Origin of the sequence: Sulfitobacter sediminilitoris, from assembly GCF_010667575.1 — a bacterium.
GTDB lineage: Bacteria > Pseudomonadota > Alphaproteobacteria > Rhodobacterales > Rhodobacteraceae > Sulfitobacter > Sulfitobacter sediminilitoris.
The window spans coordinates 1-15,956 of record NZ_JAABNT010000009.1; the positions used below are offsets into that span (position 1 = coordinate 1).

The 15,956-nt window shown below is 55.4% G+C and carries 13 protein-coding genes; 9 read left to right on the top strand and 4 right to left on the bottom strand.

The genetic code is table 11. The features are described 5' to 3' along the window. From GV827_RS23405 to GV827_RS14320, 3 genes are all read left to right on the top strand, one after another. The coding region (locus GV827_RS23405; protein ID WP_204325902.1) for a hypothetical protein at positions 1-1,084 on the top strand (1,084 nt) is incomplete at its 5' end. A gap of 643 nt (positions 1,085-1,727) precedes the next feature. Beyond that, entirely contained in the window at positions 1,728-2,255 is a 528-nt protein-coding gene (locus GV827_RS14315) for a hypothetical protein (RefSeq protein WP_164354500.1), read from the top strand. A 68-nt stretch (positions 2,256-2,323) separates the two neighbouring features. Beyond that, entirely contained in the window at positions 2,324-4,444 is a 2,121-nt protein-coding gene (locus GV827_RS14320; RefSeq protein WP_164354501.1) for a hypothetical protein, read from the top strand. A 12-nt stretch (positions 4,445-4,456) separates the two neighbouring features. Here the strand turns inward: GV827_RS14320 and GV827_RS14325 are convergent, their stop codons facing one another. The 4 genes from GV827_RS14325 to GV827_RS14345 all read right to left on the bottom strand — a co-directional run bounded on the left by GV827_RS14325 (position 4,457) and on the right by GV827_RS14345 (position 8,584). After that, entirely contained in the window at positions 4,457-5,395 is a 939-nt protein-coding gene (locus GV827_RS14325) for a phosphatase PAP2 family protein (RefSeq protein WP_164354502.1), read from the bottom strand. A 434-nt stretch (positions 5,396-5,829) separates the two neighbouring features. Continuing rightward, positions 5,830-6,417: a tetratricopeptide repeat protein gene (locus GV827_RS14335; protein ID WP_164354504.1), complete on the bottom strand. Its 588-nt coding sequence runs from the start codon at positions 6,415-6,417 to the stop codon at positions 5,830-5,832. Beyond that, a complete protein-coding gene (locus GV827_RS14340) occupies positions 6,383-7,618 on the bottom strand; it encodes an adenylate/guanylate cyclase domain-containing protein (RefSeq protein WP_164354505.1) in 1,236 nt (411 codons plus the stop codon). The genes GV827_RS14335 and GV827_RS14340 overlap by 35 nt, the downstream gene beginning before the upstream one ends. Before the next feature lie 318 nt (positions 7,619-7,936). Beyond that, complete coding sequence (locus GV827_RS14345; protein ID WP_164354506.1) at positions 7,937-8,584, bottom strand: GntR family transcriptional regulator; 648 nt, start codon at positions 8,582-8,584, stop codon at positions 7,937-7,939. Positions 8,585-8,726: 142 nt separating this feature from the next. Here GV827_RS14345 and dctP point away from each other — a divergent pair, with 142 nt between their 5' ends. The 6 genes from dctP to GV827_RS14375 all read left to right on the top strand — a co-directional run bounded on the left by dctP (position 8,727) and on the right by GV827_RS14375 (position 15,804). Further along, a complete protein-coding gene (dctP, locus tag GV827_RS14350; protein WP_164354507.1) occupies positions 8,727-9,713 on the top strand; it encodes a TRAP transporter substrate-binding protein DctP in 987 nt (328 codons plus the stop codon). A 72-nt stretch (positions 9,714-9,785) separates the two neighbouring features. Next, positions 9,786-10,334, top strand: coding sequence for a TRAP transporter small permease (locus GV827_RS14355; protein WP_164354508.1), 549 nt, complete (start codon positions 9,786-9,788; stop codon positions 10,332-10,334). After that, positions 10,334-11,650, top strand: coding sequence for a TRAP transporter large permease (locus tag GV827_RS14360; protein WP_164354509.1), 1,317 nt, complete (start codon positions 10,334-10,336; stop codon positions 11,648-11,650). Before GV827_RS14355 ends, GV827_RS14360 begins: the two co-directional genes overlap by 1 nt. Continuing rightward, entirely contained in the window at positions 11,647-12,885 is a 1,239-nt protein-coding gene (locus GV827_RS14365; protein WP_164354510.1) for a malonyl-CoA decarboxylase, read from the top strand. Before GV827_RS14360 ends, GV827_RS14365 begins: the two co-directional genes overlap by 4 nt. A gap of 11 nt (positions 12,886-12,896) precedes the next feature. Next, complete coding sequence (locus GV827_RS14370) at positions 12,897-14,417, top strand: malonate--CoA ligase (protein ID WP_164354511.1); 1,521 nt, start codon at positions 12,897-12,899, stop codon at positions 14,415-14,417. Positions 14,418-14,691: 274 nt separating this feature from the next. Then, positions 14,692-15,804, top strand: coding sequence for a DUF4214 domain-containing protein (locus GV827_RS14375; protein WP_164354512.1), 1,113 nt, complete (start codon positions 14,692-14,694; stop codon positions 15,802-15,804). Positions 15,805-15,956 lie beyond the last annotated feature (152 nt).

The window sequence follows — 15,956 nt, forward strand, 5'->3', positions numbered from 1 at the left end:
CACCAAGGGTTCCGGCTCTGGCGGCACCGGGGGCTCAGGCTCAGGCGGTACCAAGGGTTCAGGCTCCGGCGGCACCGGGGGTTCCGGCTCTGGCGGCACCAAGGGCTCAGGCTCCGGCGGTACCAAGGGCTCAGGCTCCGGCGGCACCGGGGGTTCAGGCTCTGGCGGCACCAAGGGCTCAGGCTCCGGCGGCACCAAGGGTTCAGGCTCCGGCGGCACCAAGGGTTCCGGCTCCGGCGGCACCGGGGGTTCAGGCTCCGGCGGCACCAAGGGCTCAGGCTCAGGCGGTACCAAGGGTTCCGGCTCTGGCGGCACCGGGGGCTCAGGCTCAGGCGGTACCAAGGGTTCAGGCTCAGGCGGTACCGGGGGTTCAGGCTCTGGCGGCACCAAGGGCTCAGGCTCCGGCGGTACCGGGGGTTCAGGCTCAGGTGGCACGAAGGGAAGCGATCCGACGAACGATCCCGCAGGTGACGCCAAGACGACCTATACCTATCAGATGGGCGAGCCCGGAGATATTGAGGTCGACGTCACGACGACGCCTGAGGGGTCACTGTTCTTTGTGGTCAAACAAGGGAACTTCGACGGCAACGACAATGACATCGACGGAATGCTCTTTGATGTCGCCGATGAAAGCGCTCTGGACGACCTTGTCATCTATCCGGACGAGAACAATCCTGCGCAGGGCGATCTCACCGATCTGCAAGTGGACGCCAATGGTGTGACGGGCTTGTCGAACGGAGCGGAGGCCGGAGGCGCTTATGACGTCGGACTGCAATTCGGTTCTGTGCCTGACGAGGTGACCGGTAATATCACACAAACGAACTTTACCGTAAGCTCTGGAGACGGGACGGCTGTTGGTTTCGAAGACATCGACCTGAACAACATGAAGGTCATTGTGAATTCGGAAAATGGCACTCCCAACGTGCTGGGAGTGACCAACAGTAACGCTCCGGACTGGACACCAGCTGCTGCTGACCCTGAACCGACTGTCGAGGACTTTATGTCCCTGATGATCCCGGTGGAGGAAGACGGTGCAATGAGCGGAATGGCTGAAGAGACGATGGAAGACGAACTCTTCATCTGATCTTAGAAAAAGCGGATTTACGGGCAGGAGGCGCAGGTCTCTTGCCCGTTTTTCATTTCAGGATGACGCGCGGATTCTTTCAATTAAGAGCGCCATTCAGCACGCGCCGATTGCATAAGGGTATCGGTGTGGGTTTTGTAATGTCACCACAGCGAAACTCCGTTTGCTGGCAGCTCAAGCTACAGCGCTCCTTTCCGCAAGGTTCCTGACGGGTATGCATCAAACGTGCAGTCCAGGATCAGCGTCGCTAGATCCGCGCCTCACAAAAATCCGGGACGCGCAAGAAAGGACGTAGCCGTTGCCGCAAAGCGCGGCTGCGTGCTGACGTGAATCTCGTGCAGGTAGGCTCACGCCATAGTGCTCAGTCAAAACTGAGAGATGACGGGCAGTCAGAGATGGGGCCGGATCATTCGGTTTTCCTGAACTTACCCCAACTGGCCAATTCACTATCGGAATCACGATATTTCGGATAGTCTGGTGTTACTTGCCCCATCTTCATCAAACAAATGTTTAAAGGAAAGGGAGCAGTGTCTTGGCTTTTGATTTTCCAAGTTGGCCGAAGGAGCCGTACAACTCCAGCAGTTGGCCAGATCACTGGCTTCGATTTGAAACGGAATACCCCGGATCAGGACGGCCATCGTGTTTGGCGTCGCATTCTGTTGCCCCATACATCATTGAGGTAACCGGTGTGCAGCCGGAGCGGGACACTCTGGGTGCCATCGCATCGGACTACCTGAAGAAACTGAAGGAGTATCTGAGCAACCACCACAAGACGTTGAATGCTCCGATGGGATGGGATGGCAACCTGCTCAGAAACGCAGAGAACGAAGACGTCGATCTGATGCACTGGCTTCATGTCTGGCCACCGGTCGGCAGCGACGAAATCGAAAAATCCCCGCAGATTGCGTCGTGGAACCTGTCGCGCAACCCGCTTCATGATTTGCCTGCGACCATCGTGATGGTCGCAACGGAATTCCTTGATGGACAGGGCGACATAGCGCAGTTTACGAACGGTTTCACAGTTCCAATGCTTGTTGAGCCGATTGACGATGGGTTTCGCGTCATCATCCGGTCCATGACGGCGGAATATCCCAGTTTGTCTCAGCAAAGCTGGTCAACTGTTAAGGAACTTATTGAATTTCCCCCCACGTCACACGCCGGAGCCTATTAAGTGCCTTGGTCGGAAAGCTGACCGACAAGACATCTGACATTATCGATGCCATCGGCAAAGCGGCTTCCGTGAGTCCAAATTCCATCAGTCTCGAACAGATATATATCCTGTCGAGCCTCGGCCAGAATGTTGTAGAACAGCCGATCGTCATTGAAACAGTGTCCAAGGCCCGTGGGGCAATCAAACGGTTTCCCAATAAGCTGAGTTATTTGGTGGTCAACCGGATTGAAGTCACTGTGATTTCCGCAACTCTGCCAATTCAGGTCGATCTCAAACTTTTGGGCACGGAAACCTGTTCCTTGATCACGCATGTCGGTGCCGGAGAAGCAAAGGTTTTTGTGCAGACCCCGCCTGCCTCCGTCCGCCCCTTTGACCCGGCAGAGCCCGATGCTGCTTATCAATGGACACAGCGCCGTCCAACGCGCACCGACAACATTCTGGACAGATTCAGAGAGACGGTCGTAATTACCAACGGCACAAGCAAGACCCTTGAATATCCGGGGTTTCGGGTTCGGCTGTGTCCAAAGTTTGTCCCCCAAGACAAAGACCTTTTGGGGGCTCCCAACGAAACCAAGATTATTCATCTACCAGCGCACAAAGAAATACCGCCGCGCAGGGACGAGTTTTCCGCTCTGAGTGCGTATTACAATTCCGAGGACTTTTTTCAGGTGTTGGGTGCTTACGGCATTGATCCAGTTGAATTTGTCGCGCGTGCCGAACCGGATATTCAGGTCTATTACCGCTATGGCATTGCGCCGGGTCCCGGAAAGGACGGGCGAACTGTAAACGCGCAAGTCGCCTATGATTGTAAAGCCGATGGTGCAACGCGACCAGCCATTCGTATGAACCTCGCCTTGGCCGAGTTGTCACGGTGGGATCGTCCAAAGAACAGTGATGGAGATCGCACCTGGGCGCAACCGCTCGGGATTGCGACAGACAAACGCTGGATCCTGCACGAGTTTGGCCACTATCTGCTGGCCGCGCGCATCGGGAAGCTTGAATTTGATTTTTGCCATAGTGCAGGCGACGCGATGGCCGCCATTGCATGCGATCCGGACTCCCGTCTCGCTGACCCGCGCAATGGTGTTGCCGAAAGCTTTCGTGGGATCACTTATCCCTTCGTGTTCTCAAACCGCCGCCATGACAGATCACCCACCTTGGGTTGGGCCTGGTACGGCGAACTGAACCGGTCCGTGATCGAGGCGCCGCCAATCGGTTGTGATGACCTTAAAGGGTATCTGACCGAGCAGATCCTATCTTCATCTCTGTTCCGGCTTTATCGCGCATTGGGTGGGGATTCCGTGGCCGAGGACGACCCGGATATGTACTTGCGCCAACGCGCCTCATTTCTGACCCTGTACTTGCTGGTAAAATCCATTCACGCACTTGGACAATCACCTTCAAAAGCCGAGATGCTGGAGCTTGGCATGGAACAAGCCGGTCGATTGCAGGCCGGAGAATTGGACATGGTCCCCCAACAGCTTGCGCCTGCCGGTGTTGAGTTGCCCGATAGCTGGAAAGGTGGATTAACCCACAAAGTTGTTCGATGGGCGTTTGAAACGCAGGGGATGTTTGTCGCCCATCCTAAAGACACACATAACGGACCCGGCCGTCCACCCCTAGTCGATGTTTACATCGAAGATCAGCGCCCCGTCAGCGAAATGGTCAATGGCAACAGGTTTGAGTACGGTCCCGGCAGTTATTGCCCTGTCTCGCTTGATTGGGGCGATGCAGCCCTCTGGCAGATGTCTGATCAAGTCACATTGGGAAACCGCGGGTTTGCAACTGCGCAGGGGTGTACGTTGCGTAGATGGTTCGGGTTTGTCATGAATCCCGACGAGGATTGGGGTTTGACGTCCGAGATATTCTGGTTGTCAGTTTTCCTAGAAGGAACTGTACCAGATATCGCAGCAGGAGAACGGCGGTCTTTCCGGTCAGATGGTTCAGACGCGGCGATCGCCGAGGCGCGGCAACAGGCACAAGCACAGGCCCCAATGAATAGTTCCGCCTTTTTTCTGCAGCTTATTGAACTCACTTGCCCAGATGACCGGGCCAATACGGACCCTCTGCAAGCCCTTGCTGTGGCTGTTGGTCTCACCGTTGACAATCTGCCCAAGACGCCACGTGCGTTGACCGATCTGGTGGCCAACGACAACAACCTGGGACTAAGAGCAGACCGTCTTCTGTAGGCCTAACGCTGGCTATTCGATCCAGGGCGTTGGCCACTCGACCTTGGCCTGTTCCAGAACAGTATCAAGGGTCGGGCAATGTATAGGATGAATCACTGCTGCGGCATCGCTGTTTTGCATCGGCCGATTGATCAACGCATCCCAGACCCCAGCTGCCAGATGACGCCCACCAGAACTGTCGGACTGGTAGTGAACCCCGATACGCTCACGGTTAACAGCAATCCGGTGCGCAATCGACAGCAATGGCGATTTTATCGGCGCTGTTCCGGCCAAATCACTCCATACTGGCTTCCGAAGCAGATGCCCGTCCTGCGGACTGGGAGCAACGGTCACACCGTCAATCTCGACATCGTCTTTGAGGACACCGTTGCGGAAATAGATGCCGGGGATCTCAAGCAGCAGTAGCGAAATGAAATGCGCGAGGAATGAGTGGCCGCTTGGGAACGCCGGATGTGCGGGTGGTCCGAAAGGCACCGTCAGGCCGGGGCGCAGGATCGATGGACGAACCCTTTTGAAGTGCGCTTTATACGCCATGTAGATGACATTCCCCATCGCCAGACAGATGTCGATTAGCTGCAGCGTATGGGGGTGGTCGAACGCGTTTATCCCAAGAAAATGAACGAGGTAGTTCGGCAGGCCGTCGGCTTGAATATCACATTCCACCAAATAGTTCTGGCGGTCATCCTGCATGTAATAGACCAGTTTCTCCAACTCACCCTTGATGAAATCGAACGCGTTGTTTTCAGTGCGTTGCCATTTAAGGTCTTTTGGCTCCAGCCATTTCAAGGCTTTGGGGTCGATACCAGGTTGGCTACTGCCGATCACTTTGGGCAGCCACTTTTCGAATTGTCCCGCAAGTTCCAGCGCTGCCAGTGTCCCTGGTTCGGATCTGTCCGCTGCACGCAACCATTCGGTCAGGTGAGGATCGAACGTTAAGGTCCAGAACCGCAACGCGGGATCCCAGTCTGCGGTCGTCCACTCCAGCGGAGGAATTGGGCGCGGCGGATCGCCCTGCGTGCCAGGTTGATAGGGGTTGATAATGAACTCGAGAGGAAACGGTGAAACACCCGAGTTGTCCGGCGTAAAGTCAAGCGCCCATGGGAGAAGCGCCAGTTCAATCGGGGTCGCATAGTAGCTGCGAACCCATCCGATGCCACCGTCGGCGCCAACGGGAATAGCACTGGGAGAAAAACGGTGTTGCCCATACCCATGCCGTTGCCCATGCCGCTGCCCATGCCCATGCCGCTGCCCATGCCGCTGCCCATGCCCATGCCGCTGCCCATGCCCATGCCGCTACTTGTGCCTCGCCCGTTTCCCATCCCAAAGGCCATCTAAAATCTCCCTTCTAAATTCGGCGGAACGAAATATGCGACGTTCCAAGTCTATCAGCGCGGTAAGCCCGCAATGAATAGTCCGCTTTTCAGAGCTAATTTGTCTTCGCTCCGTACGAAAGGGTACCACGAAACGAAGCCATCAACGGAAAAGTTTTGATCAAGCGCCAATAGCTCCGCGCCAACGACGCGTGCCTCATCCTCTTGACCGGCCAATGCGAGGCTCGCCGCCAATATGCGCAAGGTTGCAATAAAGTGGGGATTGACGTGCCGCGCCTTCTGGAGCCATGACACCGCTTCGTCGTAATTTCCGGATACGAAACAAGCTATGCCCGCACCCGTCCACCAGGTGAAGTTCAATGTATCGAAAGGACTGAGCTTGAAGGCATTTCGAAACCTTAGCATCGCTTCTTCACCGCGGCCAAGATAGGATAACGTAACGCCACTTGTCGCCCATCCCAAAGCGTTGTTTTGATCAAGAGAAAGTGCCAAATCGAACATCGACATGGCTTGATGCGGATTTCCTTCGAGCAGGCTAGTAAGATGACCGGCAACCACCTGGCAGAAAGAGTCGTCGGGATCCAACGCAATGGCATGGCGCGCGTGTTCAATCGCGAGCTTTTTTGTCCCGATCAGGATCATTCGACCGTCCTTCACCAAAAAGATAGTTCAACCTCCAGGCCGAATAAGCATATGCGCGCGCATATGTTGGATCGAGTTCCATTGCCCGACGCAGGGCAAAACCTGAGTTGGAATAGCCTTGATCTTTAAAGCGGTAGAGTTCCGATGCCGCCTTTAGCACGCAATCATAGGCATCCAGACTATCAGTTGATCGGTTTCGAACCTTTTCAATGCCATGTGCTTTCAAGCGCGGCTCAAAAGATCCCACCACGGAAGCAACAATTGTATCCTGAAAATCGAAAAGATCTTCGGCATCCCCGTCGAAACGGTCAGACCAGATCGAACGGTTCAATGCGACATCAACCAACTCCGCTGAAATTCGCAGTTTGTCCCCGTGCCGACGCACACTGCCATCCATCACATAATTGACGCCCAACTGGGATGCGATGTCCCGAATATCGGTCGAACGGTCCGCAAACTGCAAAGTCGACGCGCGCGCAATAACATGAAACGCATGGCTACGGGACAAACCGGAAATGATGTCTTCGGTGATACCCGATCCAAAATACTCCTCCATTTCATGACCGGATCCAGCGCGGAAAGGTAAAATCGCGACCGCCGGGCGTGATGTCCATTCAATGAATGGTTGATGCAACGTCGATTCGTCTGCGTTAGTGCCTGTAACAGACGCGACCTGAAAAACATGAACAATGCGCTTGATGTTCTTTAGCCGAGGTGTCCCAAGATCAATGAACCGAGCATTGACCCTGTTTCCCACGAGTTCCCGGACCAGCCCCGTCGTCACGATTTGTCCCGGCTCTATGGCATCATGAATCCGCGACGCGATATTGACGCCGTCCCCCAATATGTCGCCTTCGTGCACCAAAACGTCCTCGATATTGACGGCGATGCGAAGCTGCAACGGGTCTTTGGTTCCGTCGCGCGCTTTACTCTTTGACGCCTTTTGTGCGTCCACCGCCCATCTCAGCGCCATTATGGTGCTTCTGAACTCAACCAGGATGGCGTCACCCGCTGTATCAACCAACCTGCCCTCGTACTGTTTCAGCAGTGGCAGCAACAATTCCTCACGCAATGAATCCCATTGACTGATTGCCCAAGCATCGTCTTCCGCTATGAGGCGGGAAAACCCCGCGACGTCAGCAAACGCCACAGCTGCCAGCCGACGCGTTTCCAAAGCGAGAGGTTTTTGTTCAACCACCATCAAAATATGCCTTAGAACAGACCCGGTATAAAGCCTATGCACGTTGGGTCACACCGCAGCTTAGCGTAACCTATCCCCTCGGTCCATGGATGCTGCAATTGAGAAGCGCCAAGTTGATGCCTGGCCCTCTTTCGAAGGATAGCACGAACTGGGTTTGCGCCGATCGAGCAGACGCGGTCAAAGCGCGTTGATGGCTCCTTGGGCCCTTTGGGTACACGGGTCTTGACCCTGCCACATACCGCTTGAAACGGACTTTCATCCAAGCGCTTGAGAGACTGCATACCCTGGGCCAGATCGTCATGGCACCTGTGGGACAACCTACCGCTTCAGGCTGGCCATCAGCTGATGAAACTTTTCACCCTGAACAGCGACGTGGCTGCGCAAGATATTGGCGGTTCTTTCCGGTTCACCGTCTGTGATTGCCGTCAGGATTTCTGAATGCTCATCCATGGATTGATCCAGTCGGCCCCGAAACCGAAGCTGCGTTTTCCGGTAAGCGCTCAACCTGTTCTGAAGCTGTAGCGTCTGTTTTTCCAGATATCTGTTTGCCGCGCCACGGTAGATGATTTGGTGGAACTTTTCATTTTCGGCGTAATAGCGGTCATAGTCCGTGTCTTGGATCGCTTGGCGGCAGTTTTCATTCGCAAGCGCAAGCTGTTCAAGATCATGATCTGTCATGCGCGTCGCAGCCAAACGGCCGCAGACGGCTTCCAGCTCTGCCATTGTTTCAAACATTTCCATCAATTCGACCGGACCGGGCTGCCTTATGAAGACACCGCGATGCGGGATCTGTTCAGCCATTCCGGAAGAGACCAACACCTGCAAGGCTTCGCGGATCGGAGTGCGGGAAACATGGAACTGTTCGGCTAATTTGAGTTCATCAAGCCGCTCTCCATCTTGAAACTCTCCCGCGAAAACGAGCTGTTCAAGCGTGTTGGCGATTTGATCTGCGCGTCTTACGTCCATGAAAATTTTCTAAACGGCAACCTGCAAAAATGCAATCACGGATTCATTGTATACAATATTGTTGACTCATTATGCGGAGCGTGAAACATTTCCCCGATCTAGAACCGGCTTAAAAAGTCCGTTCACACCTAGGGAGGATACGATGAAATTCAAAAAACTCACAGCAGCAGCAACGGCAGCTTGCCTGGCCCTTGGCGCTGCTGCGCAAGCAGAGACACTGCGTCTGTCGCACCAGTGGTCCAACAAAGATGTACGCCACCAAGTTGCGCAAATCGTCGCTGATGGCGTGGCAGAGGCCGGTGTGGACCTCGAGATCCAGATCTTTGGCTCAAAGTCGCTGTTCAAACCCCGCGAGCAGTATCGTCCGCTAAGCCGTGGTCAGCTTGATATGACCATTCTGCCGCTAAGCTATGCAGGCGGTCAACAGCCAGCCTACAACCTGACCCTGATGCCAGGCATGGTGAAAAATCATGATCACGCGGCACGTCTGAGCGCCTCACCTTTCATGGCCGCCCTCGAAGAAAAGATGGCAGAAGATGACGTCATGGTATTGGTCCACGGCTATCTGGCCGGTGGCTTTGTCGGCAAAGACAAGTGCATCACCAAGCCAGAGGATGTGAAAGGTCTGCAAACCCGGGCTGCTGGTAAAGCGTTCGAGCAGATGCTGGCCGGTGCCGGTGCGTCCATCGCGTCCATGGCCTCGTCCGAGATCTACAACGCCATGCAAACAGGCGTTCTGAACGCGGCGAACACGTCCTCTTCATCTTTCGTGTCTTACCGCATTTATGAGCAGGTCAGCTGCTACACACCAGCCGGTGATATCGCGCTTTGGTTCATGTATCAGCCCCTGCTGATGAACAAATCGAAGTTTGATAGTCTGACTGCAGACCAGCAGAAAGCCTTGAGGGATGCGTCGGCTAAAGCGCAGGCCTTCTACCTCGAAGAGGCGAAAAAGCAGGACGCCGCATCCGAACAGGTGTTCCGTGATGCTGGTGTCGAGATCGCCAACATGTCCCCTGCCGACTTTGATGCATGGCGCGCGCTGGCACAGGAAACGTCTTACAAGTCTTTCGTTGAAGAAGTCGAAGGCGGCCAAGAGCTTCTCGATATGGCGCTTGCTGTCGAGTAATCGATTCTTTGGAAGGTCGCGGACTTTGCGGCCTTCCATCCCAATTTAGTTACTTCATCCAAGGACGTTGCCATGGCGGGTCAAAGCCCTGCTGCGATTGCGCAAACCGGGAATAACCCGTTTCTGCGCCTTGTGGCTGCACTTTCTACACTTGCGGGGTGGTGCTCTGCGGCGATGATTGTCGCGGCCGTCGCAATCACCTGCCAGATGATTTTTGTCCGCTTTGTCCTGAACGGGTCCACTGTTTGGCAGACGGAAGCGGTGATCTACCTTGCGATTGCGGCGACACTGATCGGTCTGCCCTATGTGCAACGCTTGCGCGGTCATGTGAATGTGGATCTGATCCCTTTGTGGCTGGGCGCGCGGGCGCGTTTCGGTTTGGCCATGTTCACACTTTGCTTTTCCATCCTGATGGTCGCGATCATGCTTTGGTACAGTTATGAATTCTGGCACCTGACGTGGGAACGGAATTGGAAATCCGACACGGTCTGGGGTGTCCGGCTTTGGATCCCATATGCTGCGTTGCCGATTGGATTTGCCCTGTACCTGTTGCAATTGATCGCTGATCTTGTGGCAATTCTCCTCAAGATCGAGACGCCGTTCGGCTTGGAGGAGGGCTGATGGATCCGCTTACACTTGGCGCGTTTGTCGCTGTCTGCACTATCTTGGTCCTGTTCTCCGGCGTGTCGGTGGCCCTTGGGCTGTTGATGGTCTCGACCGGTTTCCTGATCGCTTTCGACGGGCTCCGCTCGCTGGAGCTTTTGCCGGAAATCCTGTTCGGAAAGCTTGATAATTTTGCGCTTTTGTCGATCCCGATGTTCATCATCATGGGCTCTTCTATCGCCTCTACCCGCGCAGGCGCCGATCTTTATGAGGCGTTGGAGCGCTGGTTGACGCGGGTGCCCGGTGGTCTGGTCATCTCGAACCTCGGGGCCTGCGCCCTTTTCGCGGCGATGTCGGGGTCAAGCCCGGCAACCTGTGCTGCCATCGGCAAGATGGGCATCCCAGAGATGCGCAAGCGTGGCTACCCTGACGGGGTCGCCGCGGGGTCCATCGCTGCGGGCGGCACGCTTGGAATCCTGATCCCGCCCTCTGTCACCATGATCGTCTATGGGATCGCGACTGAAACCTCCATCGGACGGCTTTTCCTTGCCGGTGTGATCCCCGGTTTGATGCTGGTTGGTCTGTTCATGGCATGGTCGCTGTATTCCACCTGGCGTTCCGGCGACCGGGCGTTGCTGGCCACTGGAAACTACACGTGGAAGCAAAAGCTGGAGATCCTGCCGCGGGTGCTGCCATTCCTGCTGATCATCATCGGCGTGCTTTATGCGATGTATGGGGGTGTCGCCACGCCGTCCGAGACTGCCGCCGTCGGTGCATTACTGTGCCTGCTGATTGCGATGATCATCTACAAGCTGTGGAACCCGAAAGACCTGTGGGTTGTGCTGCGCGACAGCACCAAGGAAAGCGTGATGATCCTGTTCATCATCGCGGCCGCCGGTGTGTTTTCCTATATGCTGTCCAGCCTGTTCATCACCCAGTCCATCGCCGCCTGGATCGGCACGCTTGACGTGAACCCCTGGGTTTTGATGGGCGCGGTGAACGTCTTTTTGCTGATCGCCGGTTTCTTCTTGCCGCCGGTCGCGGTGATCCTGATGGCGGCACCGATCCTGTTGCCCATCATCACGACCGCCGGTTTCGATCCGATCTGGTTTGCCGTTGTCCTCACGATCAACATGGAAATCGGTCTGATTTCGCCGCCTGTGGGTTTGAACCTTTACGTGATCAATGGAATCGCGCCAGACATCTCGTTGAAGACCATCCTGACCGGATCGCTGCCGTTCGTCGCCTGCATGGTGCTTGCAATCGTTCTGCTGTGCATCTTCCCCGGTTTGGCAACTTGGCTTCCTGATGCAGTGATGGGTGCGGCAGTATGAGCTTTTTCGGTGATCTGGTTTCAACAGTATTTGAGCGCCGCTACAGTCGGGCGGTGCCGTCGGATGCTGCAGGGCGGACGATCACCGAACTTGCACAAGATTTGCTGGGCGCAAAGGGAGAAGTGTCAGGCAGCACTTTGGCGCGTCTCATTTTGGATCAATACGCCGCGATGGAGGCGCAGGAGAAAAATGCGTTCTTTATGTTTATGCTTCAGGAGCTTGAGATCGATCCCGTTGATGTGGTCGAAAAGCTGAAGACCTACAAAGAGGCGCCATCGAAACGCAGCTACCGTGAATACGCCGCAGCAAGTGAGCCAAAACGGCAGGAGCTGTTGCGGCGGTTGAACCAAGTTCCCGGCGCCACTGGACTGTTGGTGTCAATGCGCAAAGACCTTTTGAGGATGATGCGTGACAACCGGGAGATTGAACCGCTTGATGTGGATTTCCAGCACCTGTTCGCCTCCTGGTTTAACCGGGGGTTTCTGGTGTTGCGGCCAATCAACTGGTCCAGCCCGGCGGAAATTCTGGAAAAGATCATCGCCTATGAAGCGGTTCACGCCATCGACAGCTGGGATGATCTGCGTCGGCGGCTGCAACCCAAAGATCGCAGATGCTTTGGGTTTTTTCACCCGGCAATGCCGGATGAGCCGCTGATCTTTGTCGAGGTGGCCCTGACGAAGGGCATCCCGAATGCCATCCAGTCCCTGCTGGCAGACATGCGTGATCCCATCGAAGCGGATCAGGCCGATACGGCTGTTTTCTATTCCATTTCAAACTGTCAGGCTGGCCTTGCTGGGATTTCGTTCGGCAACTCTCTGATCAAACAGGTCGCTGCGGACCTGTCCCGCGATCTTCCGTCGCTCAAGACTTTCGTGACACTCTCGCCCATCCCCGGCCTGAATGGCTGGCTGGATCAATCGGGACTGGCAGTGACACAAGATACTCCTGAGCACGCGCTTGCCGCGCATTACCTGCTTGAGGCAAAACTTCCCAATGGGCTGCCTGTTGATCCTGTCGCCCGGTTCCACCTTGGCAACGGAGCCGCCGTGCACGCGGTCCACGCCAAGGCGGACCTGTCGGACAACGGGCTTCGCCAGTCGGGCGGGGTCATGGTCAACTATTTGTATGACCTGTCGCAAATCACAACAAACCACGAACAATTCGTCACCGAGAAAACCGTCGCCGCATCAGCAGAGGTGCGCACGCTGAGTGCGACGGTTTCGTCCGCCAATTAAGGAATCGGGCCATGGCCAATCCGCTTTTTGACACCCTGTTTGGACAGCATATCGGCAGCGATGCCGTGTTCCTGCATTTGCCGGGCAATGAGACGCTGACATATGGCCGCTTCTTGCAGATGACCGCACAATATGCAGGGCTGCTGACCGACTTCGGGCTTGCGCCCGGTGACCGTGTCGCGGTTCAGATCGAAAAATCTCCACAGTCGCTGGCAGTCTATGCCGCCTGCGCACAAGCCGGTCTGGTGTTTCTGCCTTTGAATACCGCTTACACGGCGGATGAAGTTGCATATTTCATTGAGAATAGTGGAGCCGGTGTGGTGTTGGCGGATGACGCGAAGCGGGATGCGCTGGCCCCGATTGCGGAGCGTTGCAATGCGCGCCTTGAGACCTTGAACGCCGATGGCTCTGGCTCATTTTCGGACAAGGCCGCTGCGTTCCCTGACACGTTCGAAACCGTGCCTCGTGATGAGGACGACCTTGCCGCGTTCCTTTACACATCAGGAACGACGGGTCGGTCAAAAGGTGCCATGCTGAGCCAGGCCAACCTTTTGTCGAATGCCCAAGTCCTGCTGAAAGAATGGCGGTTCACATCCGAAGACGTTCTGCTGCACGCTCTTCCGATATTCCACACGCACGGGCTTTTTGTAGCGACGAACATCATTCTGCTGTGTGGCGGGCAGATGATCTTTTTGCCGAAATTCGACCTTGATCAGGTGATTGAAGCGTTGCCACGCGCAACAACAATGATGGGCGTCCCTACGTTCTACACACGCCTGCTGGGTGATGCGCGTTTTACCAAGGATCTTGCGCAACATATGCGCCTGTTCGTGTCAGGCAGCGCGCCTCTTTTGGCCGAAACACACATCCAGTTCGAAGCGCGTACCGGGCACCGCATTCTGGAACGCTACGGCATGACGGAAACCAACATGAACACCTCAAACCCTTATGACGGGGAACGACGGGCGGGCACTGTCGGCTTTCCGCTGCCCGGTGTGGAGCTGAAAATAACGGACAGCAAGACGGGCGAAACGCTCAAGCAAGGTGAGATCGGAGAGATCGAAGTCCGGGGACCGAATGTGTTTCAGGGGTATTGGCAGATGCCGGAGAAGACCGCCGAGGAACTGCGCCCGGACGGATTTTTCATCACTGGCGACCTCGGTCAAATTGATGCGGACGGATATGTCAGTATCGTTGGGCGCAACAAAGACCTTATCATTTCCGGTGGATACAACATCTATCCGAAAGAGATCGAACTGCTTCTGGATGAACAAGATGGTGTTCTGGAAAGCGCTGTTATCGGTGTTCCACATCCGGATTTCGGGGAATCTGTCGTCGGGATATTGGTAGCGCTGCCTGACCAAGACCCTGATCTGGAAGCCATCCGGAAAAACATTGGTTCGTCCCTGGCACGCTTCAAGCGACCACAAAAGCTGGTTGTTCTGCCAGAACTGCCCCGCAACACGATGGGTAAGGTCCAAAAGAAAGCATTGCGGGACATGTTCGCTTCCACGTTCACCACAAAAGACTGAGCTTTGCCTGCTGCCGGCCGATTGCTGCGGTCAATCATCAGGATCGACTTTGGGCGGATCAATGACGCGCCTGTTGGGGTGCGGCAGCCAAACGTGGTGCGGCGGGCATCGCCGCTTCGATATATCATCGCGCGCATGTGACCGAAGATTGCCCACCCTCACATCCTTTGAATGCCTCTTGATCCAGATCATTCCTGCGCTCAAAAACTAATATATTCTAAAAACTGAATATGACATGGCATTGCCGCCATGAGGCCCGGTACAGGAGACGGCGATGGATAATTCCGTGATAGAGCAGGTCGAACTGATCGCAGCAAGCGAGGTTACAGGCCTAGAAATCCTCGGCACCTCTGGGGATGACAACCTCGTCGGAACATCAGGCAGCGACTTGATCGACGGCGGTTTTGGACTCGACACCATTTCAGCAGGTGCTGGTGCGGACACGATTTCGGGCGGATCAAATTATGATGAAGGTGCCCCTGCCCTGCCGGGCGCTTTGGGATTTGGTGACAGTGGAGAAGTCATCGTGCTTCCGGGTCAGCCGGTAGAATTGATCAACGGCGGTGGTGGCACTGACACGGTCCTGCTGTCGGGTCCGCAGTCAAGCTATACGCTGTTGCTTGGAACAAATGGCATGACAATCGTGGATCGCCGTGCGGGAGGCGATGGCGTGGACAGTTTGACCAACGTCGAGTTTCTGGATTTTGCAACGGAACTGGATGTGTTCGCCGCGCTGCCGATGGACTTGGATTTGTTTGGACGTCAGCCCACAGTGGGGGCCGATGATCTGGAAAGCATCATTGAGCTGTATATCGCGTATTTTAATCGGGCCCCGGATGCCATCGGCCTGTCGTTCTGGGCCGACGCCTTTTCAAATGGCACCACGTTGGAAGAAATGGCCAGCCTGTTCATGCAGCAGGATGAAACGTCAGCCATTTTTTCGAGTAGCCTTTCGAACGGTGAACTGGTCGATATCGTTTATCAGAACGTGCTGGGCCGTGCACCAGACGAAGACGGGCGTACGTTCTGGGTAGACCTGCTTAAAGCGAGTGTCGTCAGCCAAGATCAACTGATCCTTGAAATCATCGCAGGTGCGCAGGCTGAACTCTACGATGATGCATCTCAGGGCTTCATGGATCAGCAACAGATCGACCGCTTCTATCTGTCCAACAAAACAGACATCGGTGCATATTTTGCGGTGCACCGCGGGATGTCAGATATCGGCAATGCCTCTGCTGTGATGGGTCTGTTTGATGGCAGCCTGACCAGCCAGTATGCGGCTGTCTCCGAGATTGATGACCTCTATGCAAGCGCCCTGGATGCGTTAGACGGGGAGTTCCTGATGCCCTTGGTCGGAGTGTTGGACAACCCGTTCGACTTTGGTTGATCGCCATGGTTGGCCCACACATACGCGCAGCTATCTGGCGACGCTTGTCGGCCGGTTGATTTATGACCTAAGGCGTAGGAGTCTAGAAAAGACCATGCAGGTACGACTTACCTCCCAATCCGGTTGCAACACCCAATGCCAGGGCGCAATGT

Excerpts from the sequence above, each read along its gene's own strand:
- GV827_RS14335 (WP_164354504.1), bottom strand. The coding sequence starts at position 6,417 with ATGATCCTGATCGGGACAAAAAAGCTCGCGATTGAACACGCGCGCCAT.
- GV827_RS14340 (WP_164354505.1), bottom strand. The coding sequence starts at position 7,618 with ATGGTGGTTGAACAAAAACCTCTCGCTTTGGAAACGCGTCGGCTGGCA.
- GV827_RS14345 (WP_164354506.1), bottom strand. The coding sequence starts at position 8,584 with ATGGACGTAAGACGCGCAGATCAAATCGCCAACACGCTTGAACAGCTC.
- dctP (WP_164354507.1), top strand. The coding sequence starts at position 8,727 with ATGAAATTCAAAAAACTCACAGCAGCAGCAACGGCAGCTTGCCTGGCC.
- GV827_RS14355 (WP_164354508.1), top strand. The coding sequence starts at position 9,786 with ATGGCGGGTCAAAGCCCTGCTGCGATTGCGCAAACCGGGAATAACCCG.
- GV827_RS14360 (WP_164354509.1), top strand. The coding sequence starts at position 10,334 with ATGGATCCGCTTACACTTGGCGCGTTTGTCGCTGTCTGCACTATCTTG.
- GV827_RS14365 (WP_164354510.1), top strand. The coding sequence starts at position 11,647 with ATGAGCTTTTTCGGTGATCTGGTTTCAACAGTATTTGAGCGCCGCTAC.
- GV827_RS14370 (WP_164354511.1), top strand. The coding sequence starts at position 12,897 with ATGGCCAATCCGCTTTTTGACACCCTGTTTGGACAGCATATCGGCAGC.
- GV827_RS14375 (WP_164354512.1), top strand. The coding sequence starts at position 14,692 with ATGGATAATTCCGTGATAGAGCAGGTCGAACTGATCGCAGCAAGCGAG.